The 23,290-nt window shown below is 45.4% G+C and carries 22 protein-coding genes, 11 tRNA genes and 2 rRNA genes (1 of these 35 cut by a window edge); 33 read left to right on the top strand and 2 right to left on the bottom strand.

What is annotated here, in order from left to right:
* Nucleotides 1-114 precede the first annotated feature (114 nt).
* The 5 genes from ACXAEA_RS00435 to ACXAEA_RS00415 all read left to right on the top strand — a co-directional run bounded on the left by ACXAEA_RS00435 (nt 115) and on the right by ACXAEA_RS00415 (nt 6,217).
* On the top strand, nt 115-825 hold the full coding sequence (locus ACXAEA_RS00435; RefSeq protein WP_475094042.1) for an alpha/beta hydrolase: 711 nt from the start codon (nt 115-117) through the stop codon (nt 823-825).
* Nucleotides 826-1,158: 333 nt separating this feature from the next.
* A complete protein-coding gene (gene cshA, locus ACXAEA_RS00430) occupies nt 1,159-2,640 on the top strand; it encodes a degradosome RNA helicase CshA (protein ID WP_475094041.1) in 1,482 nt (493 codons plus the stop codon).
* Between the two features lie 382 nt (nt 2,641-3,022).
* A complete protein-coding gene (gene uvsE / locus ACXAEA_RS00425; protein ID WP_475094040.1) occupies nt 3,023-3,988 on the top strand; it encodes a UV DNA damage repair endonuclease UvsE in 966 nt (321 codons plus the stop codon).
* A 299-nt stretch (nt 3,989-4,287) separates the two neighbouring features.
* Complete coding sequence (locus tag ACXAEA_RS00420; RefSeq protein ID WP_475094039.1) at nt 4,288-4,770, top strand: PH domain-containing protein; 483 nt, start codon at nt 4,288-4,290, stop codon at nt 4,768-4,770.
* The gene (locus ACXAEA_RS00415) at nt 4,763-6,217 is read left to right on the top strand and encodes a PH domain-containing protein (protein ID WP_475094038.1); all 1,455 of its coding nucleotides are present in this window, start codon (nt 4,763-4,765) and stop codon (nt 6,215-6,217) included. The genes ACXAEA_RS00420 and ACXAEA_RS00415 overlap by 8 nt, the downstream gene beginning before the upstream one ends.
* Nucleotides 6,218-6,319: 102 nt before the next feature.
* On the opposite strand, the gene ACXAEA_RS00410 is transcribed toward ACXAEA_RS00415, so the two are convergent.
* Nucleotides 6,320-6,910, bottom strand: coding sequence for a rhomboid family intramembrane serine protease (locus ACXAEA_RS00410; protein ID WP_475094037.1), 591 nt, complete (start codon nt 6,908-6,910; stop codon nt 6,320-6,322).
* Nucleotides 6,911-7,014: 104 nt separating this feature from the next.
* On the opposite strand from ACXAEA_RS00410, the gene acpS reads away from it, so the two are divergent.
* From acpS to ACXAEA_RS00340, 14 genes are all read left to right on the top strand, one after another.
* Nucleotides 7,015-7,368, top strand: a complete 354-nt coding sequence (gene acpS, locus ACXAEA_RS00405; protein ID WP_475094036.1) for a holo-ACP synthase — start codon at nt 7,015-7,017, stop codon at nt 7,366-7,368.
* A gap of 191 nt (nt 7,369-7,559) precedes the next feature.
* Nucleotides 7,560-8,573 (top strand): LolA family protein, encoded by a 1,014-nt coding sequence (locus ACXAEA_RS00400; protein WP_475094035.1) that lies wholly within the window; start codon nt 7,560-7,562, stop codon nt 8,571-8,573.
* Between the two features lie 195 nt (nt 8,574-8,768).
* Nucleotides 8,769-9,926: an alanine racemase gene (gene alr / locus ACXAEA_RS00395; protein ID WP_475094034.1), complete on the top strand. Its 1,158-nt coding sequence runs from the start codon at nt 8,769-8,771 to the stop codon at nt 9,924-9,926.
* Between the two features lie 190 nt (nt 9,927-10,116).
* Nucleotides 10,117-10,398: a CopG family ribbon-helix-helix protein gene (locus ACXAEA_RS00390; RefSeq protein WP_475094033.1), complete on the top strand. Its 282-nt coding sequence runs from the start codon at nt 10,117-10,119 to the stop codon at nt 10,396-10,398.
* Between the two features lie 4 nt (nt 10,399-10,402).
* Nucleotides 10,403-10,753, top strand: coding sequence for a type II toxin-antitoxin system PemK/MazF family toxin (locus ACXAEA_RS00385; protein WP_023626326.1), 351 nt, complete (start codon nt 10,403-10,405; stop codon nt 10,751-10,753).
* A gap of 417 nt (nt 10,754-11,170) precedes the next feature.
* Nucleotides 11,171-12,004, top strand: a complete 834-nt coding sequence (locus ACXAEA_RS00380; protein WP_475094032.1) for an RsbT co-antagonist protein RsbRA — start codon at nt 11,171-11,173, stop codon at nt 12,002-12,004.
* On the top strand, nt 12,001-12,357 hold the full coding sequence (locus tag ACXAEA_RS00375; protein WP_125482177.1) for an STAS domain-containing protein: 357 nt from the start codon (nt 12,001-12,003) through the stop codon (nt 12,355-12,357). The genes ACXAEA_RS00380 and ACXAEA_RS00375 overlap by 4 nt, the downstream gene beginning before the upstream one ends.
* Before the next feature lie 4 nt (nt 12,358-12,361).
* On the top strand, nt 12,362-12,763 hold the full coding sequence (locus ACXAEA_RS00370) for an anti-sigma regulatory factor (protein WP_475094031.1): 402 nt from the start codon (nt 12,362-12,364) through the stop codon (nt 12,761-12,763).
* 12 nt (nt 12,764-12,775) lie between these two features.
* Nucleotides 12,776-13,786, top strand: a complete 1,011-nt coding sequence (locus ACXAEA_RS00365; protein WP_475094030.1) for a SpoIIE family protein phosphatase — start codon at nt 12,776-12,778, stop codon at nt 13,784-13,786.
* 58 nt (nt 13,787-13,844) lie between these two features.
* On the top strand, nt 13,845-14,177 hold the full coding sequence (locus ACXAEA_RS00360) for an anti-sigma factor antagonist (protein ID WP_475094029.1): 333 nt from the start codon (nt 13,845-13,847) through the stop codon (nt 14,175-14,177).
* Nucleotides 14,174-14,647 (top strand): anti-sigma B factor RsbW, encoded by a 474-nt coding sequence (rsbW, locus tag ACXAEA_RS00355; RefSeq protein WP_475094028.1) that lies wholly within the window; start codon nt 14,174-14,176, stop codon nt 14,645-14,647. The genes ACXAEA_RS00360 and rsbW overlap by 4 nt, the downstream gene beginning before the upstream one ends.
* Entirely contained in the window at nt 14,625-15,419 is a 795-nt protein-coding gene (sigB, locus tag ACXAEA_RS00350; protein ID WP_475094027.1) for an RNA polymerase sigma factor SigB, read from the top strand. Before rsbW ends, sigB begins: the two co-directional genes overlap by 23 nt.
* A complete protein-coding gene (locus ACXAEA_RS00345) occupies nt 15,416-16,012 on the top strand; it encodes a SpoIIE family protein phosphatase (protein WP_475094026.1) in 597 nt (198 codons plus the stop codon). Before sigB ends, ACXAEA_RS00345 begins: the two co-directional genes overlap by 4 nt.
* 135 nt (nt 16,013-16,147) lie before the next feature.
* Complete coding sequence (locus ACXAEA_RS00340; RefSeq protein ID WP_475098028.1) at nt 16,148-18,310, top strand: Tex family protein; 2,163 nt, start codon at nt 16,148-16,150, stop codon at nt 18,308-18,310.
* 60 nt (nt 18,311-18,370) lie between these two features.
* Here ACXAEA_RS00340 and cmpA read toward each other — a convergent pair whose 3' ends face one another.
* A complete protein-coding gene (cmpA, locus tag ACXAEA_RS00335) occupies nt 18,371-18,481 on the bottom strand; it encodes a cortex morphogenetic protein CmpA (RefSeq protein ID WP_475094025.1) in 111 nt (36 codons plus the stop codon).
* 92 nt (nt 18,482-18,573) lie between these two features.
* Here cmpA and ACXAEA_RS00330 point away from each other — a divergent pair, with 92 nt between their 5' ends.
* The 14 genes from ACXAEA_RS00330 to ACXAEA_RS00265 all read left to right on the top strand — a co-directional run.
* On the top strand, nt 18,574-19,047 hold the full coding sequence (locus tag ACXAEA_RS00330) for a SprT family protein (protein WP_475094024.1): 474 nt from the start codon (nt 18,574-18,576) through the stop codon (nt 19,045-19,047).
* A gap of 118 nt (nt 19,048-19,165) precedes the next feature.
* Nucleotides 19,166-19,240: transfer RNA gene (locus ACXAEA_RS00325), tRNA-Asn, on the top strand.
* A gap of 16 nt (nt 19,241-19,256) precedes the next feature.
* Nucleotides 19,257-19,347: transfer RNA gene (locus ACXAEA_RS00320), tRNA-Ser, on the top strand.
* A 15-nt stretch (nt 19,348-19,362) separates the two neighbouring features.
* Nucleotides 19,363-19,437, top strand: a tRNA-Glu gene (locus tag ACXAEA_RS00315).
* A 59-nt stretch (nt 19,438-19,496) separates the two neighbouring features.
* Nucleotides 19,497-19,572, top strand: a tRNA-Asp gene (locus ACXAEA_RS00310).
* Nucleotides 19,573-19,579: 7 nt separating this feature from the next.
* A tRNA-Gln gene (locus tag ACXAEA_RS00305) sits at nt 19,580-19,654 on the top strand.
* A gap of 5 nt (nt 19,655-19,659) precedes the next feature.
* A tRNA-Lys gene (locus tag ACXAEA_RS00300) sits at nt 19,660-19,735 on the top strand.
* 40 nt (nt 19,736-19,775) lie between these two features.
* Nucleotides 19,776-19,860: transfer RNA gene (locus ACXAEA_RS00295), tRNA-Leu, on the top strand.
* A gap of 59 nt (nt 19,861-19,919) precedes the next feature.
* Nucleotides 19,920-20,005 (top strand) — tRNA-Leu (locus ACXAEA_RS00290).
* Between the two features lie 62 nt (nt 20,006-20,067).
* Nucleotides 20,068-20,144: transfer RNA gene (locus tag ACXAEA_RS00285), tRNA-Arg, on the top strand.
* Between the two features lie 14 nt (nt 20,145-20,158).
* A tRNA-Pro gene (locus tag ACXAEA_RS00280) sits at nt 20,159-20,235 on the top strand.
* Between the two features lie 20 nt (nt 20,236-20,255).
* Nucleotides 20,256-20,329, top strand: a tRNA-Gly gene (locus tag ACXAEA_RS00275).
* A gap of 115 nt (nt 20,330-20,444) precedes the next feature.
* Nucleotides 20,445-21,994: ribosomal RNA gene (locus ACXAEA_RS00270) — 16S ribosomal RNA — on the top strand.
* 206 nt (nt 21,995-22,200) lie between these two features.
* Nucleotides 22,201-23,290 (top strand): 23S ribosomal RNA (locus ACXAEA_RS00265) (it continues 1,845 nt past the right edge of the window).
* Together the 16S and 23S rRNA genes with 11 tRNA genes alongside form the textbook arrangement of a ribosomal RNA operon.

Genomic DNA, 23,290 nt, shown 5'->3' with positions numbered 1-23,290 from the left:
TAGCTTTCAGGCAAAAAAAGCCTTCATTAAATGGGCTAATTACAGGAATTTCAAGGTTAAATGCTTTAAAATGGGGAAAGATTAAATACGAGAAAAACTAATGGGTGATTGGTTATGATAGGTTGTCTTTTAATCCATGGATTTACCGGCTCTCCCTACGAGGTAGAACCCCTCGCCCAGTCGTTGAAAGAAAGAACCGACTGGCAGATCGTTGTTCCTACACTTCCAGGTCATGGCGATGAGCTCAGCTTGAAGGGAATCAAGCATGTCGAATGGATTGGTCATGCTGAAAACGAGCTGAAAGCACTTTTGAACAAATGTGATACCGTCTATGTCATCGGTTTTTCGATGGGAGGGCTGATCGCCAGCTATCTCGCTTCGAAATATCCTGTGGAAAAACTCGTCCTGCTCAGTGCAGCTGCCTATTATGTGAATCCGAAGCAGCTTGCATATGACATCAAGGAAATGATGAGGGATACGGTAAAAGGGAAATTGAAGGAAAATGAATTATTCAGGCGTTATAAACGAAAAATTAAGGAAACACCCATGACCGCTACCTTGCAGTTTCGCAGGCTTGTGACAAAAATCAAGCCTATTCTCAACGATGTGAAAGTCCCTACCTTGATTGCCCAGGGGGAAAGTGATGGCATCGTCCCTCCCAAAAGCGCCCAGTATTTATATGAAAACATTGGCGCAAAAGAAAAACGGCTGATTTTTTATAAGAACTCCAAGCATCTGATCTGTCATTGCGACGAAAAAGAACATCTTTTTGATGAAGTGTATGATTTTTTAACTTCCAAGGAGAGAGCAAGAATTACCAGATGAACCTATGCTTCAAAAATTGCTTTTCCTTCCTAAAGATGGTATGATGAATATTGAGTGTCTAACTGAGAAAATCCTTTAAGCGGACATACTCCCGTGTTGGAGAATGTCTTTTTTTGCTAATATTTCAGGTTCTGTGCTTCAGCATGCTACTCTCGAATGCTGATTCAGCCCTGCTTAAAACACAAGGTGCTAACACCTATTTTGCCGTAAAGGTACGATAAAATTAACCAGAATCAGAAATGGTTTGGATCCTTAAACAGCCACTTAAATATCGAAAGCATTGGCGAGATGCCGGTGCTGGACAAATGTGAACATAAAGGAGAATGAATAAAGTTGACAATGTTCCAAGAGATGGGCATTAGCCCCGCAACACTAAAAGCTGTAAAGAATATGGGTTTTGAGGAAGCAACTCCTATTCAGGCGCAGACGATTCCAATCAGCCTTGAAAACAAGGACTTAATCGGCCAGGCACAAACAGGTACTGGTAAAACTGCAGCATTTGGTATTCCTCTAGTTGAAAAGATCAAGAAGGAAAACCACAATATCCAGGGAATCATCATCGCGCCAACTCGTGAATTGGCAATCCAGGTTTCTGAGGAATTATATAAAATTGGTGCTGGCAAAAGAGTGGGCGTTCTTGCAATTTATGGCGGCCAGGATATCAACCGCCAGATCCGTGCATTGAAAAAAGGACCACACATCATCGTCGGAACGCCTGGACGACTTCTTGACCACATCAACAGAAAGACAATCCGTCTTGATAATGTTGAAACAGTCATTCTTGATGAAGCAGATGAAATGCTGAACATGGGCTTTATCGAAGATATCGAAGAAATCCTTGCTAAAATCCCTAACGAACGCCAAACATTGTTGTTCTCCGCTACAATGCCTGGCCCAATCCAGAAAATTGCTGAGCGTTTCATGAAGGAACCTCAAATCGTTCGTGTTAAAGCAAAGGAAATGACTGTTCCTTTGATCGAGCAATACTATATTGAAGTTCAGGAAAAGAACAAGTTCGACGTTCTTACTCGTCTTCTTGATATCCAGTCACCTGAATTGGCAATCATCTTCGGCCGCACAAAGCGCCGTGTTGATGAACTTTCTGAAGCGTTGAACCTGCGCGGCTACACGGCTGAAGGAATCCACGGAGACCTAACACAGGCGAAGCGTATGTCTGTACTAAGAAAGTTCAAGGAAGGTTCAATCGACGTGCTTGTTGCAACAGACGTTGCTGCTCGTGGACTTGATATCTCTGGAGTAACACATGTTTACAACTTTGACATCCCTCAGGATCCTGAAAGCTATGTACACCGTATCGGACGTACTGGCCGTGCAGGTAAAGAAGGTATGGCAATTACGTTTGTAACACACAGAGAAACTTCTTACCTTCACGTTGTTGAAAAAACAACGAAGAAGCGCATGGAAAAAATGAAAGCTCCAACTATGGACGAAGCGTTGGAAGGCCAGCAAAGAGCCGTTATCGACAAGATTACACAAACAATCGAGTCAAACAACCTTCAATACTACCGCCAGGCTGCAGATGAGCTGTTAAAAGATCATGATGCACAGACAGTCGTAGCTTCAGTATTGAAAATGCTCACAAAAGAGCCTGATATGACACCTGTTAAGCTTACTGAGGAAAAGCCTCTTCCAAACAGAAGAGACAAGAAGCCTCAAGACCGCAGAAGATTTGATAATAACAGAGGCGGCGGCGACGGGCGCAATAAGAAGCCTTACAAGCCACGCTCTGGCACAAAACGCACAGGCGGCGGCAGCAGAGAAGGCGGCGGCTTTAAATCAAGGTCACCACGCTAATATAAATCAAGTAAAAATCCCCGGTTTCGTAATGAAACCGGGGATTTTTTTATACATGATCCAGCTCGGCAGTTAGTTGTGGTGGTTGCCCAAGGAAGATTTTAATGATGACGACCACATTTTGCAATATATCGACCACATTCCTGAAGATACGACTGTATTTTGCATTATGTCGGCCACGTTTCTGAAGATATTGACCACATTTCTAAAGATATCGACCACATTTTGCAATATATCAGCGGATTTTTCAATATATCGACCACGTTTTACGTTATATCGACCACATTTGGTATTATATCGACCAAGTCGATTTTCTTCCCCATTCCCGACCGCACAAATATAATCTTGGGCATACTACCTATAAAAAATGGGTGTGTATGCAATGACGATCGTTAGACTTGGGTATGTGGCGATGAGCGAGGAATTGAAAAATGCATCGCCGTCACAGACGATGACATTCAAACAGTTCCAGGGAATCCAGGATCGGGAAGCGGCCATCAATAAGCTGGAAAGAATCGCAATTTCCAATCTTGAAAATTGCTTGCGCCTCTTAAGGCACAGCAAAGCGAACGAGATTCATTTTTTCAGATTGAGCTCCAGGCTGATTCCGCTTGCGAACCATGAAGAGCTTTCTGATTGGAAGTACATGCGTGCTCTAAAAGGAACACTGAAGGATATCGCAGAATTTTTACACGTGAATCCGATGCGTGTAGACTTCCACCCGGATCACTTTGTCCTGCTGAATACATTGAAAACTGAAACGCTGAATAATTCGGTAAAAACACTGGCAATGCACCATGCGCTGCTGAAGGGGATGGGGATTGATCCGGAGCACCGCTGCGTCCTGCATGTCGGCGGAGTATATGAAGATAGAGAAAAGGCGCTTGAGCAGTTTATCCATAATTGGGGCCTGATTTCAACGAGGCTGCAGGATATGGTCATCCTTGAGAATGATGACACATCGTTCACGCTCCACGACACCCTTTATCTTTGCGAAAAACTGGGGATTCCGCTTGTATTCGATTACCACCATCATTTGGCGCATCATGAGAACATCAATTGGCAGGAACAGTGGGAACGGATAGCCGGTACATGGGAACACTCCAAGCTGCCTGTGAAGATGCATATCTCGAGCCCCAGGTCCGAAAAGGATTTCCGTGCCCACGCCGAATATGTAGACGTTCAGATGTTCATGGATTTCATCAATGGCATCAAAGGCTCCGTCCCAGAAATCCATTGCATGATTGAAGCGAAAAAGAAAGACCTCGCTTTATTCAAGCTTGCCGAAGACTTATCCAAAATCCCAGAAGTCGAAAAAATCGACGGAAGCAGCTTCCTGCTGAAATAAATCGAACCATCGGGCATCCCCGGAACATGAAATGACAAAAATCGAACAACTCTCAGAAAATAGTAATCGACAAAATTCGAACAACTCTCACAAAATGATGAAACGACATAAATCAGGCAACTCCCCTGAAAGAATAAATCGACAAAAATAGAGCCGTGCCTGGCACCTGTTGAATAAAACAGGTCGTGAATAAGTGGAGAGTTTCGAATGTGTCACCTGTTGATTTTCCTCCCCAATCTTGAGTGTGGTTGTTGTATACTTAGGAAGGTGCTATTAATTGGAAGAGCGGGAGGATGTTTATGACGATTTCTGAGCCGCAAAAAAGGATTTCTGCGCGGGCTTTGACGGTCTGGAAGATTGCTGCTGCCCTCCACTCGCTGGTGATTTGGGGTTTGGCTGGCGGTCTGACCGCCATTACAGTATTTTTTGATTGGCCTTACTGGATCATTGGAGCAGCTTTGTTCATTGCTGCTGTATATAGTGTTTTATTTATCTTTATTTTGCCGGCATTACGCTGGAAACGCTGGCGCTATGAGGTAAGGGAGCAGGAAATTGAGCTCCAGTATGGGGTTTTTATAGTAAAGAAGACGCTTATCCCCATGATACGCGTCCAGCACGTTGATACCCAGCAGGGGCCTTTATTAAGGAAGTACCGTTTATCGACGGTGACGGTTTCGACTGCTGCGACAGTACACGAAATACCTGCACTTGACATGGAGGAAGCGGAGGATTTAAGGACTTCGATTTCAAGGCTGGCAAGGGTGGCGGATGAAGATGTCTGATCCAAAAAGGCTGCATCCGATTGCCGCCGTCGTTAATGCACTCCGGCAGCTAAAAGAACTGATCATTCCATTTCTTATATTTGTCGTCTTCGGCAGCAGGGGGACGGATTGGGATCTGTTTTACTTTTTCGGTTCAATCGGCGTAGTTGTACTCGTTTTAGTCTTTGGGGTTCTATCATGGTACAGGTTTACATATCGGATTGAGCAGGGTGAATTGAGGATCGAATACGGACTGATTGTCCGGAAAAAACGCTATATCCCATTTGACAGGATCCAAAGTCTCGATTTATCAGAAGGGATTTTACAGAGGCTGTTCGGCCTTGTGAAGGTAAAAGTTGAGACAGCCGGGTCAGGCGGGATGGGCCTTCAGGATGGGGAGGCTGTTTTAACGGCAATCAGCAGGCAGGATGCAAAAGAGATCCATGATTATTTGGTTTCAATCAAGAAGGCGGGCCGGCTGCAGGAAGCCGAAGATGAGCCGAAAACGAGCGAGGACCTTCTTTATAAAATATCAGGATCAGAGTTGATCATGCTTGCGACGACTTCAGGAGGTGTCGGGGTCGTCATCTCAGCGGTGATGGCTTTCGTGTTCCAATTTGAAGAATTTATTCCGTACGAGAGGATTTTTGATGGAGTGGAGCATTTTGTCCAGAATGGCGTCGTTTTTGTCAGTATTGGCGTCTTTATCGGCTTTTTGCTAGCGTGGTTCATCGCTCTGCTTGGCACGATGATGAAATACGCCAATTTTACCGTAAGGAAAGTGGACAATGACCTTGTCATCACGAGAGGGTTACTGGAGAAACGGCAGTTCACAATCCCGCTGAACCGGATCCAGGCTATTCGGATCAGCGAGAATCTCGTCAGGCAGCCGCTAGGCTATGCCTCAGCTTATGTTGAAAGTGCAGGCGGGTCCGCGCTTAATCAGGAGAGTTCGAAGGTCATCATTCTTCCAATCGTGAAAAAAAACAAGATACCTGTATTGCTCGAACCTCATTTGACGGATTACCACTTCCGGGTCAATGTATCGCCTGCACCGTCACGGGCATTCAGCAGATACCTGTTCAAAGGCTGGCTGTTCGTGCTGCCAATCATAGCGGCAGCAATCTGGTTCATAAGACCCTGGGGATATGGTGCGCTCATTCTGCTGGTCGTCTCAGCCTTGTGGTCGTATCTGAACTATAAGGACGCGGGCTGGAGCCTTGATCAGGGAATGCTGACTTTTCGTTACCGGAACATTGTAAAGAACACTGTTTATATGAGGAAAAATAAAGTTCAGTCCTTCAGCGTGAAAGAAAGCATTTTTCAGAGAAAGAAGAAGCTTGCTACGGTTGAAGCAATCGTGAAATCGGGGCACGGCGGAGCCGGCGGAAAAGTGATCGACCTTGAGAAAAAGCATGCTGACTTAATTTATCATTGGTATTCGCATAAAACATTCGACCAAAAGTAAAAGCGCCAATCAGGCGCTTTTTTGTGTGAAGGGAAAGTATTAATTTCACTACGAGAACTGTCCAGCTACTTTGACTAGTCCATCGAGTCTTGGTTGGGTCCTTTATCCTTTGTTTTTAAAAACTGCCATTCCAATCAGGAATCCGGCAAGCATGCCGAAAATATGGGCAGTAATATTGATGTTAGACTGGACGAAGGTCATGATGACACCGATGATGGCGATGGTCATGATGGTCTGGGAGTTCTCCCTGGAAAGCAACGCTTTACGGAATGCGATAATCGAAATATAGAACCCGAAAAGGCCGAAAATCGCACCGCTTGAACCAACGTGAGTGTAGGTCAACGGCTCGAGGATCAATGTGGCGATGTTTGCGGCGATGCCTGTTGCCAGATACAGCAGGATAAATTTTGTTCTGCCCATCAATTGCTCCAGGGCAGGACCGAACAAGACAAGTGAGAAGCTGTTAAACAGCATGTGCGCAAAGCCTGCATGCATGAAAATCGGGGTGACGATCCGCCAGTAGTCTCCATTTACGATGAACAGATTCACTCCGGAAAGCAGCTCGAAGACATATCTGCTTGGGAAAACTGGTATTGCGGTCACCAAATATAATAAGATATGGATTGAGATAATGAGGGAGACAATCGGATAGTAGCGGATGAAATCACGCAAACTTTCGGTTCTTGTAAACATGCAAAACCTCCTGGGCACTAATACATAAAGGATAGCCTTAATAGGCGAAAGTTGTACACTATTTTGTATGCTGCACCGATCTTTTTTAGAAGGGAACTGGAAAAATGATCATAGGAACGGGAATTGATATCGTTGAAATCGGCCGGATCCGCAAACTGGCAGAGTCCCAGCTGCGTTTTCCTGATCGAGTACTGACCGAAAAAGAAAAAGAAATCTTCAATAAATACAATGAACGAAGAAGAATGGAATTCCTGGCCGGCCGCTGGGCAGCAAAGGAAGCTTTTTCAAAAGCAAAGGGAACAGGCATCGGCAAAGAATTGTCCTTCATGGATATCGTAATCGAGAATGATCCGCATGGACGCCCCATCATCACAAAGCCCTATATGGAAGGTGTTCATCTTTCAATTTCCCACAGTGAGCAATATGCCATTGCACAAGTGGTCATCGAAAAAATTTAAAATGCTTGTCAATCCCGGGGGCATATTCACCCAGGTTGTCTCATATATTCATAATGCAGTAAGGGAGACAAGGCTAGGGCGGCGGGAACATGGCTGCACGAAGACCACTTAAGCAATTTTGCAGCCAGTGTCTTATACCTGTCCTTTCTTTCCCTTTACACGTTTAAATGAGACTAAAAGGGGTTGGAAGAATGAAGAAAAGGTTGTTGCTGCTTCTCGCCGGGCTCATGGTTATTTTTGCTCTGGCTGCCTGCGGTACAAAATCACAGGAATCTGTGGTTAAGGAGTTGGATGGAACGCTCACCGATTTGAAGAGTTACAAAGCTAAGGCAAAGATGACGTTGCAGATGGGGACAGAGCCACAAGTGTACGAGGTAGAGATTTGGCATAAAGATCCTTCGTTTTACCGTGTAAACCTGAAAAATGCCCAGAAGGACCAAAGCCAGATGATCCTCAGGAATGAGGAAGGGGTTTTTGTTCTGACACCAGCTTTGAACAAGAGCTTCCGCTTCCAGAGCGACTGGCCGAAAAACAGCAGCCAGGCTTACCTTTACGAATCTTTAATCATGGATATCCTCGAGGATAAACAAGCGAAATTCTCGGCGACAAAGGATCATTACGTTTTCGAAACGAAAACAAGATATCAGAATAACAAGATGCTTCCGATCCAGGAGATCAAGCTGAATAAAAAGAACCTTGCTCCGGTAAGTGTGAAGGTGATGGATCCGGACCGTAATTCCCTCGTGACGGTTGAATTCTCCGATGTCAAATTCGACGCAAGCTTTGACAAAGATGCATTCGATATGAAGAAGAACATGACGGGTGCACAGCTTGAAGTTCCGGTAATGGCTGACGTGGAAGACAAAGAATTCACGGTTAAATACCCAGTCGCTGAAATTCCTGGCGTGACGCTGATCGACGAAAAGGAAATCAAGACAGAGAACGGAAAGCGCGTTGTATTGACATATGACGGCGAGAAATCATTCACGCTGATCCAGGAAAAAGCAGACGCGATGCCTGCGATGTCTTCTGCGATCAACATGACAGGCAAGCCTGTTGACCTTGGCTTCACAATTGGGGCCATGAACGAGACTTCGATTTCATGGACGCACCTCGGAGTCGATTATATGCTGGCTTCATCAGACTTATCACCAGAAGAATTGGAAATGGTGGCCAAATCGGTCCTTGCTGATATGGAAAAATAAGCGACCCAAAGCAGGCTCAGAGCAACCTGGGCCTGTTTTTTTATGGGCTCAACTGTATGTGGGGCCTTTGCCGAAGTTCCTTTTTGCAAAAATAGCTGCAAATCCAAACATTTATTATCCATTTGACAATGAGTTCTTTCGGTTTGATAATAAAACAATAAAAATATCGTTCGGATTGAAGGAAGTGGAGTTTCGGTGGAGGAGCAAGGTTTTTTTTACCGTGATACATGGGCAGAAGTGGATTTGGACCACGTTAAGGCAAATGTTAAAGCTATCAAGGGACATCTGCCGGAGAACGTCGGATTTATTGCGGTCGTGAAGGCTAATGCCTACGGACATGGGGACTCGCAAGTGGCAGAGGCTGCGCTGGAGTCAGGCGCCTCGCTGCTGGCTGTCGCATTCATGGACGAGGCACTCGCGTTAAGGAAAAAGGGGATAACAGCCCCAATACTTGTGCTTGGTGCAAGCAGGCCGGAGGATGTGAATATTGCGGCCGAGGAAGGAATCATCCTAACCGTTTTCCAGCAGGAATGGCTGTTAAAAGCTCGTGAGGTGCTGAAAAAGGATGCTTTCCTCTCGCTTCATATAAAAATTGATACAGGCATGGGGCGTATCGGTATTCGCTCTGCAGAGGAATTGAAGGCAATAGAATGGATGATTGAAGAAGATGCAAGGCTTAACCTGAACGGAATCTATACACACTTTGCAACTGCGGATGAATTGGATGATACGTATTTCACCAAACAGCTCCGTCTGTTCAAAGAAATGCTTTCCACCTTGGACAAGCAGCCTCCGGTTATCCATAGCAGCAATAGTGCTGCTGCCCTCATGCATGCAGACGCACAGTTCAACGCAGTGAGAGTGGGAATTGCGATGTACGGGCTGACCCCATCAGTTGAAATCGAACCCCAATTGCCTGTCAAATTGAACGAAGCGTTCACGATCCATTCTCGGATTGTCCATGTGAAGAAGCTGGATAAAGGTGAGAAGGTGAGTTACGGGGCCACTTATGAAGCACCTGAAGATATTTGGGTAGGCACGCTCCCGATTGGGTATGCTGATGGATGGATACGCAGGCTGCAGGGACAGGAAGTTTTGGTCGATGGAATAAGGTCGCCGATTATCGGCCGCATTTGCATGGATCAGTGCATGGTGAAGCTTCCTTATGAAGTTCAGGTGGGAACGGTTGCTACCTTGATAGGCAAGCAAGGTAAAGAGACAATTTCAATCAACGAGATTGCCAGGAAGCTTGAAACGATTAATTACGAAGTTCCATGCATCATCTCATCAAGGGTTCCGCGCCTCTACAAACAGGACGGCAGGGTAGTCGAGTTGAATAATTCTTTGTTATGAACATCCAGTAATTAACAATCCTGTTTATTTCGGCTAATACGATGCATAAAACACTATTTTTTTGGCCGATAATACAGAAGAATTGTTGAATTACCTTTGCATCTGGCAGATTTAGTGATAATATTAGAAATGGTAGAGAGATAAAGAACTTAATAATGGTATGTAGTGATGATGGTGGAGGTGTATGTTTGTGTCTGAATCCAGCGCAACAACTGAGATTTTGGTAAAATTACCGCAGCATCTTTTAAGTGAACTAGATGGATTTGTTAAGCAAGAAAACGTAAACCGCAGCGAATTTATTTTTCAGGCTACAAAAATGTATTTGCGTGAAAAGAAAAAGAGACAAATTCGTGAATCCATGAGACGCGGCTATATGGAAATGGCCAAAATTAATCTGACCATTGCATCTGAGGCATTTCAAGCAGAATACGAGGCAGAACACACAGTTGAACGTCTAGTCAGCGGAGGATAATCCCTTGATTGTCAAACGTGGTGACGTCTATTTTGCGGACCTATCCCCAGTTGTTGGCTCGGAACAAGGTGGCGTACGCCCAGTCCTGGTCATCCAAAACAACATCGGGAATCGGTTTAGTCCCACAGTCATTATCGCAGCGATCACAGCTCAAATCCAAAAAGCCAAGCTTCCGACACATGTTGAAATTGATGCGAAGCGGTACGGTTTTGAACGAGACTCAGTTATCTTATTGGAGCAAATTCGCACAATCGACAAACAGCGCCTAACCGATAAAATTACTCATCTCGATGACGAAATGATGGAAAAAGTGGATGAAGCCCTTCAGGTAAGTTTAGGTCTTATTGAATTTTAAAAGCACGCTCTATTGAAGAGCGTTTTTTTGTAACCAGAAGCAAGCGGCCTGGCAGCAGGCCTTTTACATAACCAAAAATAAAAACGGATGTGTTCTGTGTGGGGGCAAGCTGATGGCTTGTCTCTTTTTTATTTCAAGCAGTCTTGCTTTGCAGCCATGACATGAGAATACCCACAAATTTTCACTCAGAAAAATAGAAAACCCATTTGTAAGGAATAGTAACTATAGAATCAGTGCAGCAACCTTAAACCTTGTCGATAAGTTGATTTTATTTGACGAACGAAAACTGTTATCATTAAATGGAGATATATAAAACTTAGATTATTATGAATATTTATTTACATTATTAAAATTGGTTTACATTTAGCGGCGAAAGGGTAATGAGAAAATTTGTTGAGATAGAATGGGGAGGATGGAATGAATAAAATACTTTCGGATTACATTCAGACTCATAAGCAGGAAATCCTGGATGAGTGGATAAATAGAACCAAGGAAGAGGCAGACGAGCGAGTGCTGCGTCTTGTTTCAGATAGAGTGTTTCATTCGACAAGCAAGGAATTCATCGATTTGATCATTTCGAATTTCAAGGGAACGAGTGAAGAATACAAAGAAAGGCTGACGGATTTTGCTGAAAAAGTGGTCAGGCTTGGCTGGCCGTTAACGTTTGTCACGAAAGGTCTTCATACCTTTAATCTGATTGTTTTTGAAGGTATGCAAAAGGAAGGTATCGTAACGCGGGAAAATCAGATGGAAATGGTGTTTGAATTCGACCGCTGGGCAACACCGATGAACAATGAAATTGTCAGCGTGTATTCATCGACATGGGAAAGAACCGTTTCCCTGCAGAAAATTGCCCTGCAGGAGCTTTCTGCGCCGTTGATCCCGGTATTCGAAGGAATCACTGTCATGCCTCTTGTCGGTACAATTGATACAGAGCGTGCTAAGCAAATTATGGAAAACCTGCTGAAGGGTGCGGTAAAGCATCGTTCAGAGGTCGTCCTTATAGATATTACAGGTGTCCCTGTCGTTGATACGATGGTTGCCCATCATATCATCCAGGCGGCTGAAGCGGTAAGATTGATCGGCGCAAAGTGCATGCTTGTAGGGATCCGTCCTGAAATTGCGCAGACGATCGTCAACCTGGGCATCGATTTAAACCAGTTTACAACGAAGAACAATTTGAAAAAAGGAATCGAAGCAGCTCTTGAGCTGACAAATAAAAAGATTGTTTCTATGGAGGGAGCAAAGTGAGAATACCAATCCTTAAGCTGAATGACTGTCTATTGGTTTCCATCCAATGGGAACTGGATGACCAGACTGCTCTTCAATTTCAAGAAGATTTGCTCCATAAAATACATGAGACAAGTGCAAATGGCGTCGTTATTGATTTAACATCAATTGATTTCATTGACTCTTTTATCGCCAAAGTTCTTGGGGATGTAATCAATATGTCCAAGCTTATGGGTGCGATTGTAGTCATTACAGGAATCCAGCCTGCTGTTGCTATAACTCTAATTGAATTAGGGATCGGCCTTGATGATGTCCTAACTGCATTAGACCTAGAAAAAGGTTTGGAGAAATTACAACAGGAATTGGGGGAATAGGTGAATGGACATCCAATCCTGCGTTACGATCATAAATGAATGGGACATCGTAGCAGCCCGCCAGCTTGGCCGGAATGTTGCGAAAGAGCTTGGTTTTGGTACTGTCGACCAGGCAAGAATCACCACCGCCATCAGTGAATTGGCCAGAAATATTTACTTGTACGCCGGAAAAGGGCAGATTTGCATCGACAAGCTCTATGACGGCGGAAAAGCGGGATTGCGAATCAATGCAGTGGATAGCGGCCCAGGAATCAAGGAAATACGCCAGGTCATGGAAGATGGCTTTTCAACATCTGGAGGACTTGGAGCCGGCCTTCCCGGAGTGAAACGTCTAATGGATGAATTCGACATAGACTCAACTCCTGGACAAGGAACACAGATAAGAGCAACTAAATGGCTCCGATAGGGGGAAACAAGTATGGAATTCCGAGAAATGATGGAATCAAAGTATCGGGATATTCTTGACAATTATATAAAAGAGCAAACAGAACAAGCTTTGTATGCAGGACAGAAGTTCAGCCGCAAGTCGATTGAACACAAGATCGCCCCGGAAGAAATCATCAGCCTGCATAAAAGCCTGCTTCTCGAGATGTATCCTGAACTTCCAGAAGATATCATGCATTCCTTTGACATTCTCCTCGAAGTAATGATCGGCTATGGTATTGCCTACCGTGAACACCAGAGCCTAAGGCACCAGCAGGAGGAGTTAAGGTCAGAGATGGAGATTGCAGCCAATGTGCAGCAAACGCTGCTTGGCACAAAGATTCCGTCTGTACCTGGTATCGATATTGGTGCGATCAGCGTTCCAGCGAAACATATGAACGGGGACTATTTTCATTTTGTCCAGGATGAAAACAACAATATCAGTGTTGCAATTGCGGATGTAATCGGCAAAGGAATACCGGCGGCACTGTGTATGTCGATGATCAAATATGCGATGGACAGCCTTCCGGAAAACAGGCTCGACCCAAGCAGTATCCTGGAAAACCTGAACAGAGTTGTCGAGCAGAACGTTGACCCAAGCATGTTCATTACAATGTTTTATGGAATGTTCAATCCTTCCGATAATATTTTCTATTATGCCTCTGCCGGGCATGAGCCTGGATTCTACTATGATTCCAAAAAGAAGGAGTTCTCTGAGCTGACTGCCAGGGGCTTGCTGCTGGGCGTGGACAAGCGGACGAAGTATACCCAGTATGAAAAAGAAATCCTTCCTGGAGATATGGTCATCCTGATGTCTGACGGGGTAACGGAATGCAGGACGGAAGAAGGGTTCATCGAAAAGGAAACATTAATCGGATATATAAATAAATATATTCACTTAAATGCTCAGGAAATTGTCAATAATATCTTTAGGGAACTTGAAAAACTACAGCATTTCCAATTGCGGGATGATTTCACTTTAATAATTTTAAAAAGAGATGTTTAAGTGGACTCCAAACGGGGTAAATCATTAGAGCAATTGAATTGTAAAGGGTGGGTCATTTATGAATATTTCGATAGATGTTAAAGAAACAGAATCTAAATTAGCGGTAAAAGTAAGCGGCGAAATTGATGCATATACAGCTCCACAGCTTCGTGAAAAGCTTTTCCCGTTGTCCGATAAAGAAGGCGTTAAGATGGTTGTTGACCTGTCTGAGGTCAATTATATGGATAGTACTGGGCTTGGAGTGTTTGTAGGAGTATTTAAAAATGTCCGGGCTCATGACGGAGAGTTCAAAATTGTCGGGTTGTCCGACCGTTTGCAAAGACTTTTCGAAATCACCGGCTTGGCCGATATTATCGATATAAACAGCCAGATTGAGGGTGGAGTGCAATGAACCAGACGTTCGACTATATTGAAATGAAAATCCCTGCTAAACCGGAATTTGTTGGTGTCATCCGTTTGACCCTTTCTGGAATCGCAAGCCGCATGGGTTTTTCTTATGATGAGATTGAAGATTTGAAAATCGCTACCAGCGAAGCTTGTACAAACGCTGTGCAGCATGCATATAAAAACAATGAAAACGGCGAAGTCATCATCGGTTTTGGTTTGTATGAAGATAAGCTGGAGGTAATGGTTGCAGACAACGGCCAGAGCTTTGATTTCCATTCAGCACGTCAGGGACTTGGGCCTTATGATCAGAATAGTTCTGTGGAATTCCTTCGTGAAGGAGGATTGGGACTGTATCTGATCGAAACCTTGATGGACGAGGTTCGAATCCATCACAAAGAGGGCGTCACGGTCTTTATGACCAAGTACCGAGAAGGAGAGCAGGTGGAGAGAGATGCAGAGACAATCTCAACCTAAGCAGCGGCCGAAAGAAGAGATTAATCAATTAATCAAAGCATACCAGCTGCATGAGGACGCAGACGCCCAAAATGAGCTGGTTCTCCATTATCAGAACCTTGTAGAAACCATCGCCAGAAAGTATTCAAAAGGGAGATCGTTCCACGAAGATATTTTCCAGGTGGGAATGATCGGTCTTTTAGGTGCGATTCGCCGATATGACGAAACGTTTGGCAAAAGCTTCGAGGCATTTGCTGTTCCGACCATCATTGGTGAAATCAAACGATTTTTAAGAGATAAGACGTGGAGCGTTCACGTTCCGCGGAGAATTAAAGAACTTGGTCCAAAAATCAAGACAACCGTCGAGGATTTGACGACGCAGCTGCATCGCTCTCCAAGAGTGGATGAGATTGCGGAGGTACTTCAGGTTTCCGAGGAAGAAGTATTGGAAGCGATGGAAATGGGCAAAAGCTATCAGGCCTTATCCGTCGACCATTCCATTGAAGCAGACTCGGACGGCGGAACGGTTACCTTGCTCGATATCGTCGGGAACATTGATGAAGGATATGAAAAAATCAATCAGAGAATGGTCCTTGAAAAAGTACTGCATGTACTGAGCGACCGCGAAAAGTTAATTATCCAATATACCTACCTTGATAACCTGAGTCAAAAAGAGGCAGGAGACAAGCTGGGCATTTCCCAGATGCATGTATCAAGGCTTCAGAGAAGGGCCATCAAGAAGCTCCAGGAAGCAATCCATGCAGAAAACAACAATTCGGAGTACATTACATGATCCAACAGATCAAAGACAAAATAGAGCTTTATGCTTACCAGACAATCAAAGAAGGTAAATTAGAGTGCGGTGACAGCTATTTCTATACTGCTACCGATGATTATTTTGTCTGTGTACTTGCTGATGGATTAGGGTCCGGGCAATACGCCCATGAGGCTTCTGCGGCAGTTGTTGCAGTAGTAGAGCAACATCATCACGAAGATGTCGACACGCTCATGAAATACTGCAACAACATTTTGGTTCAGAAAAGAGGAGCAGCCGTTTCGATATTCAAGGTTTACTTTGAAACTCGCGATTTCGTATATAGCTGCGTCGGAAATATCCGTTTCTTCCTCTACTCCCCGAATGGCAAGCTGACATACCCGCTTCCTGTAACAGGGTACTTATCTGGCAAGCCCCAGGTATTCCATACCCAGAGATTCGTTTTTGAACCAGAATCAAAATTCCTGATCTACTCAGACGGTTTTGATATCCACGGTGCAAAATCATTATTGAAGGGTTACCGGTCAGTCGGGGCCATCGCAGAGCAAATCAAAAGCGAATACGAAAACTCAATGGATGATGCAACTTTTATTGTGGGAAGTCTACTGTAGCTGGTGGGCTTCTTTTTGTTTTATAAAGGACGGGGTTCCACAGTCACTGTAAAGATACTCCCAATTTTGGTACACTGTAATGAGTGGCAAGCAAAACCAATAAAGATTATGGAGGATTGTCTCTTGACTCAAACAATGGAAAAGCAGGATCAATACGTAAAAATCATTGCCAAAGAGCAATCATTAACTGCTAAACAAGTGCAAAGTGTCATTTCATTGATTAATGAAGGTAATACAGTGCCGTTCATTGCGCGTTACCGAAAGGAAATGACCGGTGCGCTTGATGAAGTGCAAATTCGGGATATCGTTGAAAGATGGCAATACATACAAAATTTAGAACAGCGCAAAGAAGAAGTCGTCAGGCTTATTGAGGAACAAGGAAAGTTAACGGCTGAACTGAAAACAAGCATTGAAAAAGCGATCAAGCTGCAGGAAGTAGAGGACCTTTATCGTCCTTATAAGCAAAAAAGAAGAACGAAGGCGACCGTTGCAAAAGAAAAGGGTCTTGAACCGCTTGCGCAGTGGATGCTTGAATTCCCTGTTAACGGCAGCCTGGAAGACAAAGCGAGTGAATTCTTGTCTGAAGAAAAAGGGGTCGGGACTGCAGCGGAAGCAATTGCTGGTGCGAAAGATATCATTGCTGAAATGGTATCCGATGACGCTGATAGCCGCAAATGGATACGAAATGAAACGTTTAAATCAGGTTCCATCGAATCTGCGGTGAAAAATGAAGAGCTGGATGAGAAAAGAGTTTACGAAATGTACTATGAATACTCTGAGCCAGTCAACAAAGTAGTGCCGCACAGGATACTTGCATTGAATCGCGGTGAAAAAGAAGAATTATTGAGAGTGTCAATCAAGCCGAAAACGGACGTCATCATGAGTTATCTGCAGCGGAAATGGATCTCCAAAAGCCATTCCATTACAGTGCAAGCTATAAATGAAGCGATTGAAGATGCCTATAAGCGCCTGATTCAGCCTTCGATTGAACGTGAAATCAGGAACGAACTAACGGAAAAAGCGGAAGAGCAGGCAATCCATATTTTCTCCGAAAACCTGCGCAAGCTTCTTTTACAGCCTCCGCTAAAAGGGAAAGTCGTCCTTGGGGTTGATCCGGCATTCAGGACAGGCTGTAAGCTGGCAGCGGTTGATGAAACAGGGAAGGTATTATCAATAGGAGTAATCTATCCTCATACTTCCAGTTCGAAAAGTACGGAAGCGCGCGAGAAATTCATTAAGGTTCTGAAGGATTATCATGTGGAAATGGTCGCAATCGGAAATGGTACTGCCTCAAGAGAGACAGAACAATTCGTATCGGATATTCTCAAGGAACTCGATACAGAAATCTACTATCTTATCGTGAATGAAGCAGGCGCAAGTGTGTATTCTGCATCTGATCTTGCCCGTGAAGAATTCCCGAACTACCAGGTAGAAGAACGAAGCGCCGTTTCCATCGCGCGCCGACTGCAGGACCCTCTTGCTGAACTTGTAAAAATCGACCCGAAATCTGTCGGTGTCGGACAGTACCAGCATGACGTCAGCCAGAAAAGATTATCTGAATCCCTTACATTTGTTGTTGAGACAGCAGTTAACCAGGTAGGGGTCAATGTAAATACTGCCTCATCTTCCTTATTGCAATATGTATCAGGTCTATCGAAGACGGTGGCCAACAACATCGTCAAAAAGAGGGAAGAAGAAGGGAAGTTCACGAGCCGTAATCAATTGAAGAAAATCCCCCGCCTGGGAGCCAAAACTTATGAGCAGGCGATTGGGTTCCTTCGTGTCATTGATGGGAAAGAACCTCTTGATCGCACCGGCATACACCCGGAAAGCTACGGAGAAGTAAAACAGCTATTGGACAGATTTGGATTCAAAACAAAAGATTTAGGTACACCAGCTTTAAAAGAAGCTCTTGCTAAAATCAATATCGACCAGACAGCTGACGAGCTTGGAATCGGTAAGCTCACGCTGAAAGATATCATCGATGCTTTAGTAAGACCGGAAAGAGATCCGCGTGACGAATTGCCGGCTCCGCTTCTAAAGAAGGATGTATTAAAGCTGGAGGATTTAAAAGCAGGCATGGAACTGCAGGGGACAGTGCGTAACGTTGTCGACTTCGGAGCTTTCGTCGATATTGGCGTAAAGCAGGATGGTCTTGTTCATATCTCGAAGCTCAGCAACAGATTCGTTAAGCATCCATTGGATATTGTATCTGTAGGGGATGTGGTAACCGTTTGGGTTGACAGTGTTGACCAGAAAAAAGGCCGCGTAGCACTAACGATGCTGAAGCCTGAGTAAAAGTAATGATAAAGACTGCGGGGAAGCCTGCAGTCTTTGTTTATAATTGAGGGCAGAAAGTCATCCTTGTTTATTCCTATAGAAAAACCAGCATTGATTTAGAAGTTTGATTTGATATCGATTTTTTTCATAGAAGGCTCGTTTCATTTGATTCTGGAACCAGACAGGCATAACAATACCTCCTTAAGATAATGCGTTAAAAGGTAACATTAATATATGCTATAATGGGTTGTCATGTTTCTACAAAAGGCAGGAGTTTTAGGATGACGGATCAGGAATTGCATAACCTTGTCGTTAAAATATCAGATGAACTATTTCATAAGCCGTTCAGGCATAAAGCGTTTTTTAATTCAAGGTTGCGGACAACAGGCGGCAGGTACATGCTTCGGAGCCATAACATTGAAATCAACAAGAAATATTTCGACCAGTTGGGGCAGGAAGAACTTATCGGCATCATCAAACATGAACTTTGCCACTACCACCTGCATTTAGAGGGGAAAGGTTATAAGCATCGGGATAAGGATTTCAGGGACTTGTTAATGAAAGTAGGTGCTCCAAGATTTTGTTCAACTCTTCCGGAGGAGAAAAAAAGAAGGTCGAAACAAAAAGTCATTCTCTATCAATGCAGCAGATGTAAATTGATTTATCGCCGTAAAAGATCTATTAATACTGCAATATATGTTTGCGGAAAATGCCGGGGCAAGCTGATGAAGGTAAAGGAAATGCTGATGGAATAGCGTTTTTTTGCCGCGAAAAATAAAATAAAAAACCTCTTAAAACACGCTTGACTTTTATTGTGCACCTCCCTATAATAGTAAGAGTCGACAAGACATCGACACGAAAAAATAAAGTTATTCCGCAGTAGCTCAGTGGTAGAGCACTCGGCTGTTAACCGAGCGGTCGTAGGTTCGAATCCTACCTGCGGAGCCATTATTATTCAAGGTATGGGGAAGTACTCAAGAGGCTGAAGAGGCGCCCCTGCTAAGGGTGTAGGTCGCGTAAGCGGCGCGAGGGTTCAAATCCCTCCTTCTCCGCCAGGACAATTTAAATATGGCCCCTTGGTCAAGCGGTTAAGACACCGCCCTTTCACGGCGGTAACACGGGTTCGAATCCCGTAGGGGTCACCAAGTTTATTTCGTGCCAGCGAAAACAATAGTCATCATTTTTTAAAAACAACCTTTTATTTGGTCCCGTGGTGTAGCGGTTAACATGCCTGCCTGTCACGCAGGAGATCGCCGGTTCGATCCCGGTCGGGACCGCCATTTTTATTGGGCTATAGCCAAGCGGTAAGGCAACGGACTTTGACTCCGTCATGCGTTGGTTCGAATCCAGCTAGCCCAGCCATTTACGAGCCATTAGCTCAGTCGGTAGAGCATCTGACTTTTAATCAGAGGGTCGAAGGTTCGAGTCCTTCATGGCTCACCAGTTTTTTCGCATCAGCGAAATTAACTTTCTATATTAATATGCGGGTGTGGCGGAATTGGCAGACGCACCAGACTTAGGATCTGGCGCCGCAAGGCGTGGGGGTTCGACTCCCTTCACCCGCACCATTAATTACCTGTTGATTAAAGAACCATTATTGGTTAAGATATAACCCTGTCATGTTAATGCGGTCGTGGCGGAATGGCAGACGCGCTAGGTTGAGGGCCTAGTGGGGGCAACCCCGTGGAGGTTCAAGTCCTCTCGGCCGCACCAAAAAAGTTCTTGACAACCAAATGTGGTTGTGACAACATGTAAAAGTTGCTATTTTGATAAATGCGCCCGTAGCTCAATTGGATAGAGCGTCTGACTACGGATCAGAAGGTTATGGGTTCGACTCCTTTCGGGCGCGCCATTATTTTTTCACAACGGGGAGTAGCTCAGCTTGGTAGAGCACTTGGTTTGGGACCAAGGGGTCGCAGGTTCGAATCCTGTCTTCCCGACCATTCAGCAACTAACTTCATATGCGGGTGTAGTTTACTGGTAAAACCTCAGCCTTCCAAGCTGATGTAGTGGGTTCGATTCCCATCACCCGCTCCAACTTTAATTGTTCCTTGAAAACTAAACAAACAAGCGTCAACAAACAATAATATTCTTGCTTCTATTATAGAAGACAAGAGCCAACGTTTTATTTTATGAGCTAACTCATAACTCTTTCTTGGAGAGTTTGATCCTGGCTCAGGACGAACGCTGGCGGCGTGCCTAATACATGCAAGTCGAGCGGATCTTCATTAGCTTGCTTTTGAAGATCAGCGGCGGACGGGTGAGTAACACGTGGGCAACCTGCCTGTAAGACTGGGATAACTTCGGGAAACCGGAGCTAATACCGGATAATCCTTTCCCTCTCATGAGGGAAAGCTGAAAGACGGTTTCGGCTGTCACTTACAGATGGGCCCGCGGCGCATTAGCTAGTTGGTGAGGTAACGGCTCACCAAGGCAACGATGCGTAGCCGACCTGAGAGGGTGATCGGCCACACTGGGACTGAGACACGGCCCAGACTCCTACGGGAGGCAGCAGTAGGGAATCTTCCGCAATGGACGAAAGTCTGACGGAGCAACGCCGCGTGAGCGATGAAGGCCTTCGGGTCGTAAAGCTCTGTTGTCAGGGAAGAACAAGTATCGGAGTAACTGCCGGTACCTTGACGGTACCTGACCAGAAAGCCACGGCTAACTACGTGCCAGCAGCCGCGGTAATACGTAGGTGGCAAGCGTTGTCCGGAATTATTGGGCGTAAAGCGCGCGCAGGCGGTCCTTTAAGTCTGATGTGAAAGCCCACGGCTCAACCGTGGAGGGTCATTGGAAACTGGGGGACTTGAGTGCAGAAGAGGAGAGCGGAATTCCACGTGTAGCGGTGAAATGCGTAGAGATGTGGAGGAACACCAGTGGCGAAGGCGGCTCTCTGGTCTGTAACTGACGCTGAGGCGCGAAAGCGTGGGGAGCGAACAGGATTAGATACCCTGGTAGTCCACGCCGTAAACGATGAGTGCTAAGTGTTAGAGGGTTTCCGCCCTTTAGTGCTGCAGCAAACGCATTAAGCACTCCGCCTGGGGAGTACGGCCGCAAGGCTGAAACTCAAAGGAATTGACGGGGGCCCGCACAAGCGGTGGAGCATGTGGTTTAATTCGAAGCAACGCGAAGAACCTTACCAGGTCTTGACATCCTCTGACAACCCTAGAGATAGGGCGTTCCCCTTCGGGGGACAGAGTGACAGGTGGTGCATGGTTGTCGTCAGCTCGTGTCGTGAGATGTTGGGTTAAGTCCCGCAACGAGCGCAACCCTTGATCTTAGTTGCCAGCATTCAGTTGGGCACTCTAAGGTGACTGCCGGTGACAAACCGGAGGAAGGTGGGGATGACGTCAAATCATCATGCCCCTTATGACCTGGGCTACACACGTGCTACAATGGATGGAACAAAGGGTCGCGAAGCCGCGAGGTCGAGCCAATCCCATAAAACCATTCTCAGTTCGGATTGCAGGCTGCAACTCGCCTGCATGAAGCCGGAATCGCTAGTAATCGCGGATCAGCATGCCGCGGTGAATACGTTCCCGGGCCTTGTACACACCGCCCGTCACACCACGAGAGTTTGTAACACCCGAAGTCGGTGGGGTAACCTTTTGGAGCCAGCCGCCTAAGGTGGGACAGATGATTGGGGTGAAGTCGTAACAAGGTAGCCGTATCGGAAGGTGCGGCTGGATCACCTCCTTTCTAAGGATATTGCCTAAGGGCAATCGGAATGCGAACCTACGGTTCGTACTGTTGACTAACTTGTTTGTTTAGTTTTGAGGGAGCAAGTGCCTCAAGACTTTTTTGTTCCTTGAAAACTAGATAATCGTAAGTAAGAAGAACCAAGAAAAAACCGAGTGATCGCCATTTTAGTTTTCTCTCTATTCAATTAGAGAAATGACCTTTTAGGTTAAGTTAGAAAGGGCGCACGGTGGATGCCTTGGCACTAGGAGCCGATGAAGGACGGGACTAACACCGATATGCTTCGGGGAGCTGTAAGTAAGCTTTGATCCGGAGATTTCCGAATGGGGAAACCCACTGTTCGTAATGGAACAGTATCTTTACCTGAATACATAGGGTATTGAAGGCAGACCCGGGGAACTGAAACATCTAAGTACCCGGAGGAAGAGAAAGCAAACGCGATTCCCTGAGTAGCGGCGAGCGAAACGGGACATAGCCCAAACCAAGAGGCTTGCCTCTTGGGGTTGTAGGACACTCTACATGGAGTTACAAAGGAACGGGGTAGATGAAGTGGTCTGGAAAGGCCCGTCAGAGAAGGTAAAAACCCTGTAGTTGAAACTTCGTTCCCTCCTGAGTGGATCCTGAGTACGGCGGGACACGAGAAATCCCGTCGGAAGCTGGGAGGACCATCTCCCAAGGCTAAATACTCCCTAGTGACCGATAGTGAACCAGTACCGTGAGGGAAAGGTGAAAAGCACCCCGGAAGGGGAGTGAAAGAGATCCTGAAACCGTGTGCCTACAAGTAGTCAGAGCCCGTTCATGGGTGATGGCGTGCCTTTTGTAGAATGAACCGGCGAGTTACGATTACATGCAAGGTTAAGTTGAAGAGACGGAGCCGCAGCGAAAGCGAGTCTGAATAGGGCGAATGAGTATGTGGTCGTAGACCCGAAACCAGGTGATCTACCCATGTCCAGGGTGAAGGTTGGGTAACACCAACTGGAGGCCCGAACCCACGCACGTTGAAAAGTGCGGGGATGAGGTGTGGGTAGCGGAGAAATTCCAATCGAACTTGGAGATAGCTGGTTCTCTCCGAAATAGCTTTAGGGCTAGCCTCACGTTGTAAGAGTCTTGGAGGTAGAGCACTGTTTGGACTAGGGGCCCTCATCGGGTTACCGAATTCAGACAAACTCCGAATGCCAAAGACTTATCCGTGGGAGTCAGACTGCGAGTGATAAGATCCGTAGTCAAAAGGGAAACAGCCCAGACCACCAGCTAAGGTCCCAAAGTATACGTTAAGTGGAAAAGGATGTGGAGTTG

This window comes from Mesobacillus sp. ABV4_180 (assembly GCF_056158485.1).
This window is presented reverse-complemented; position numbering and strand designations above follow the sequence as displayed.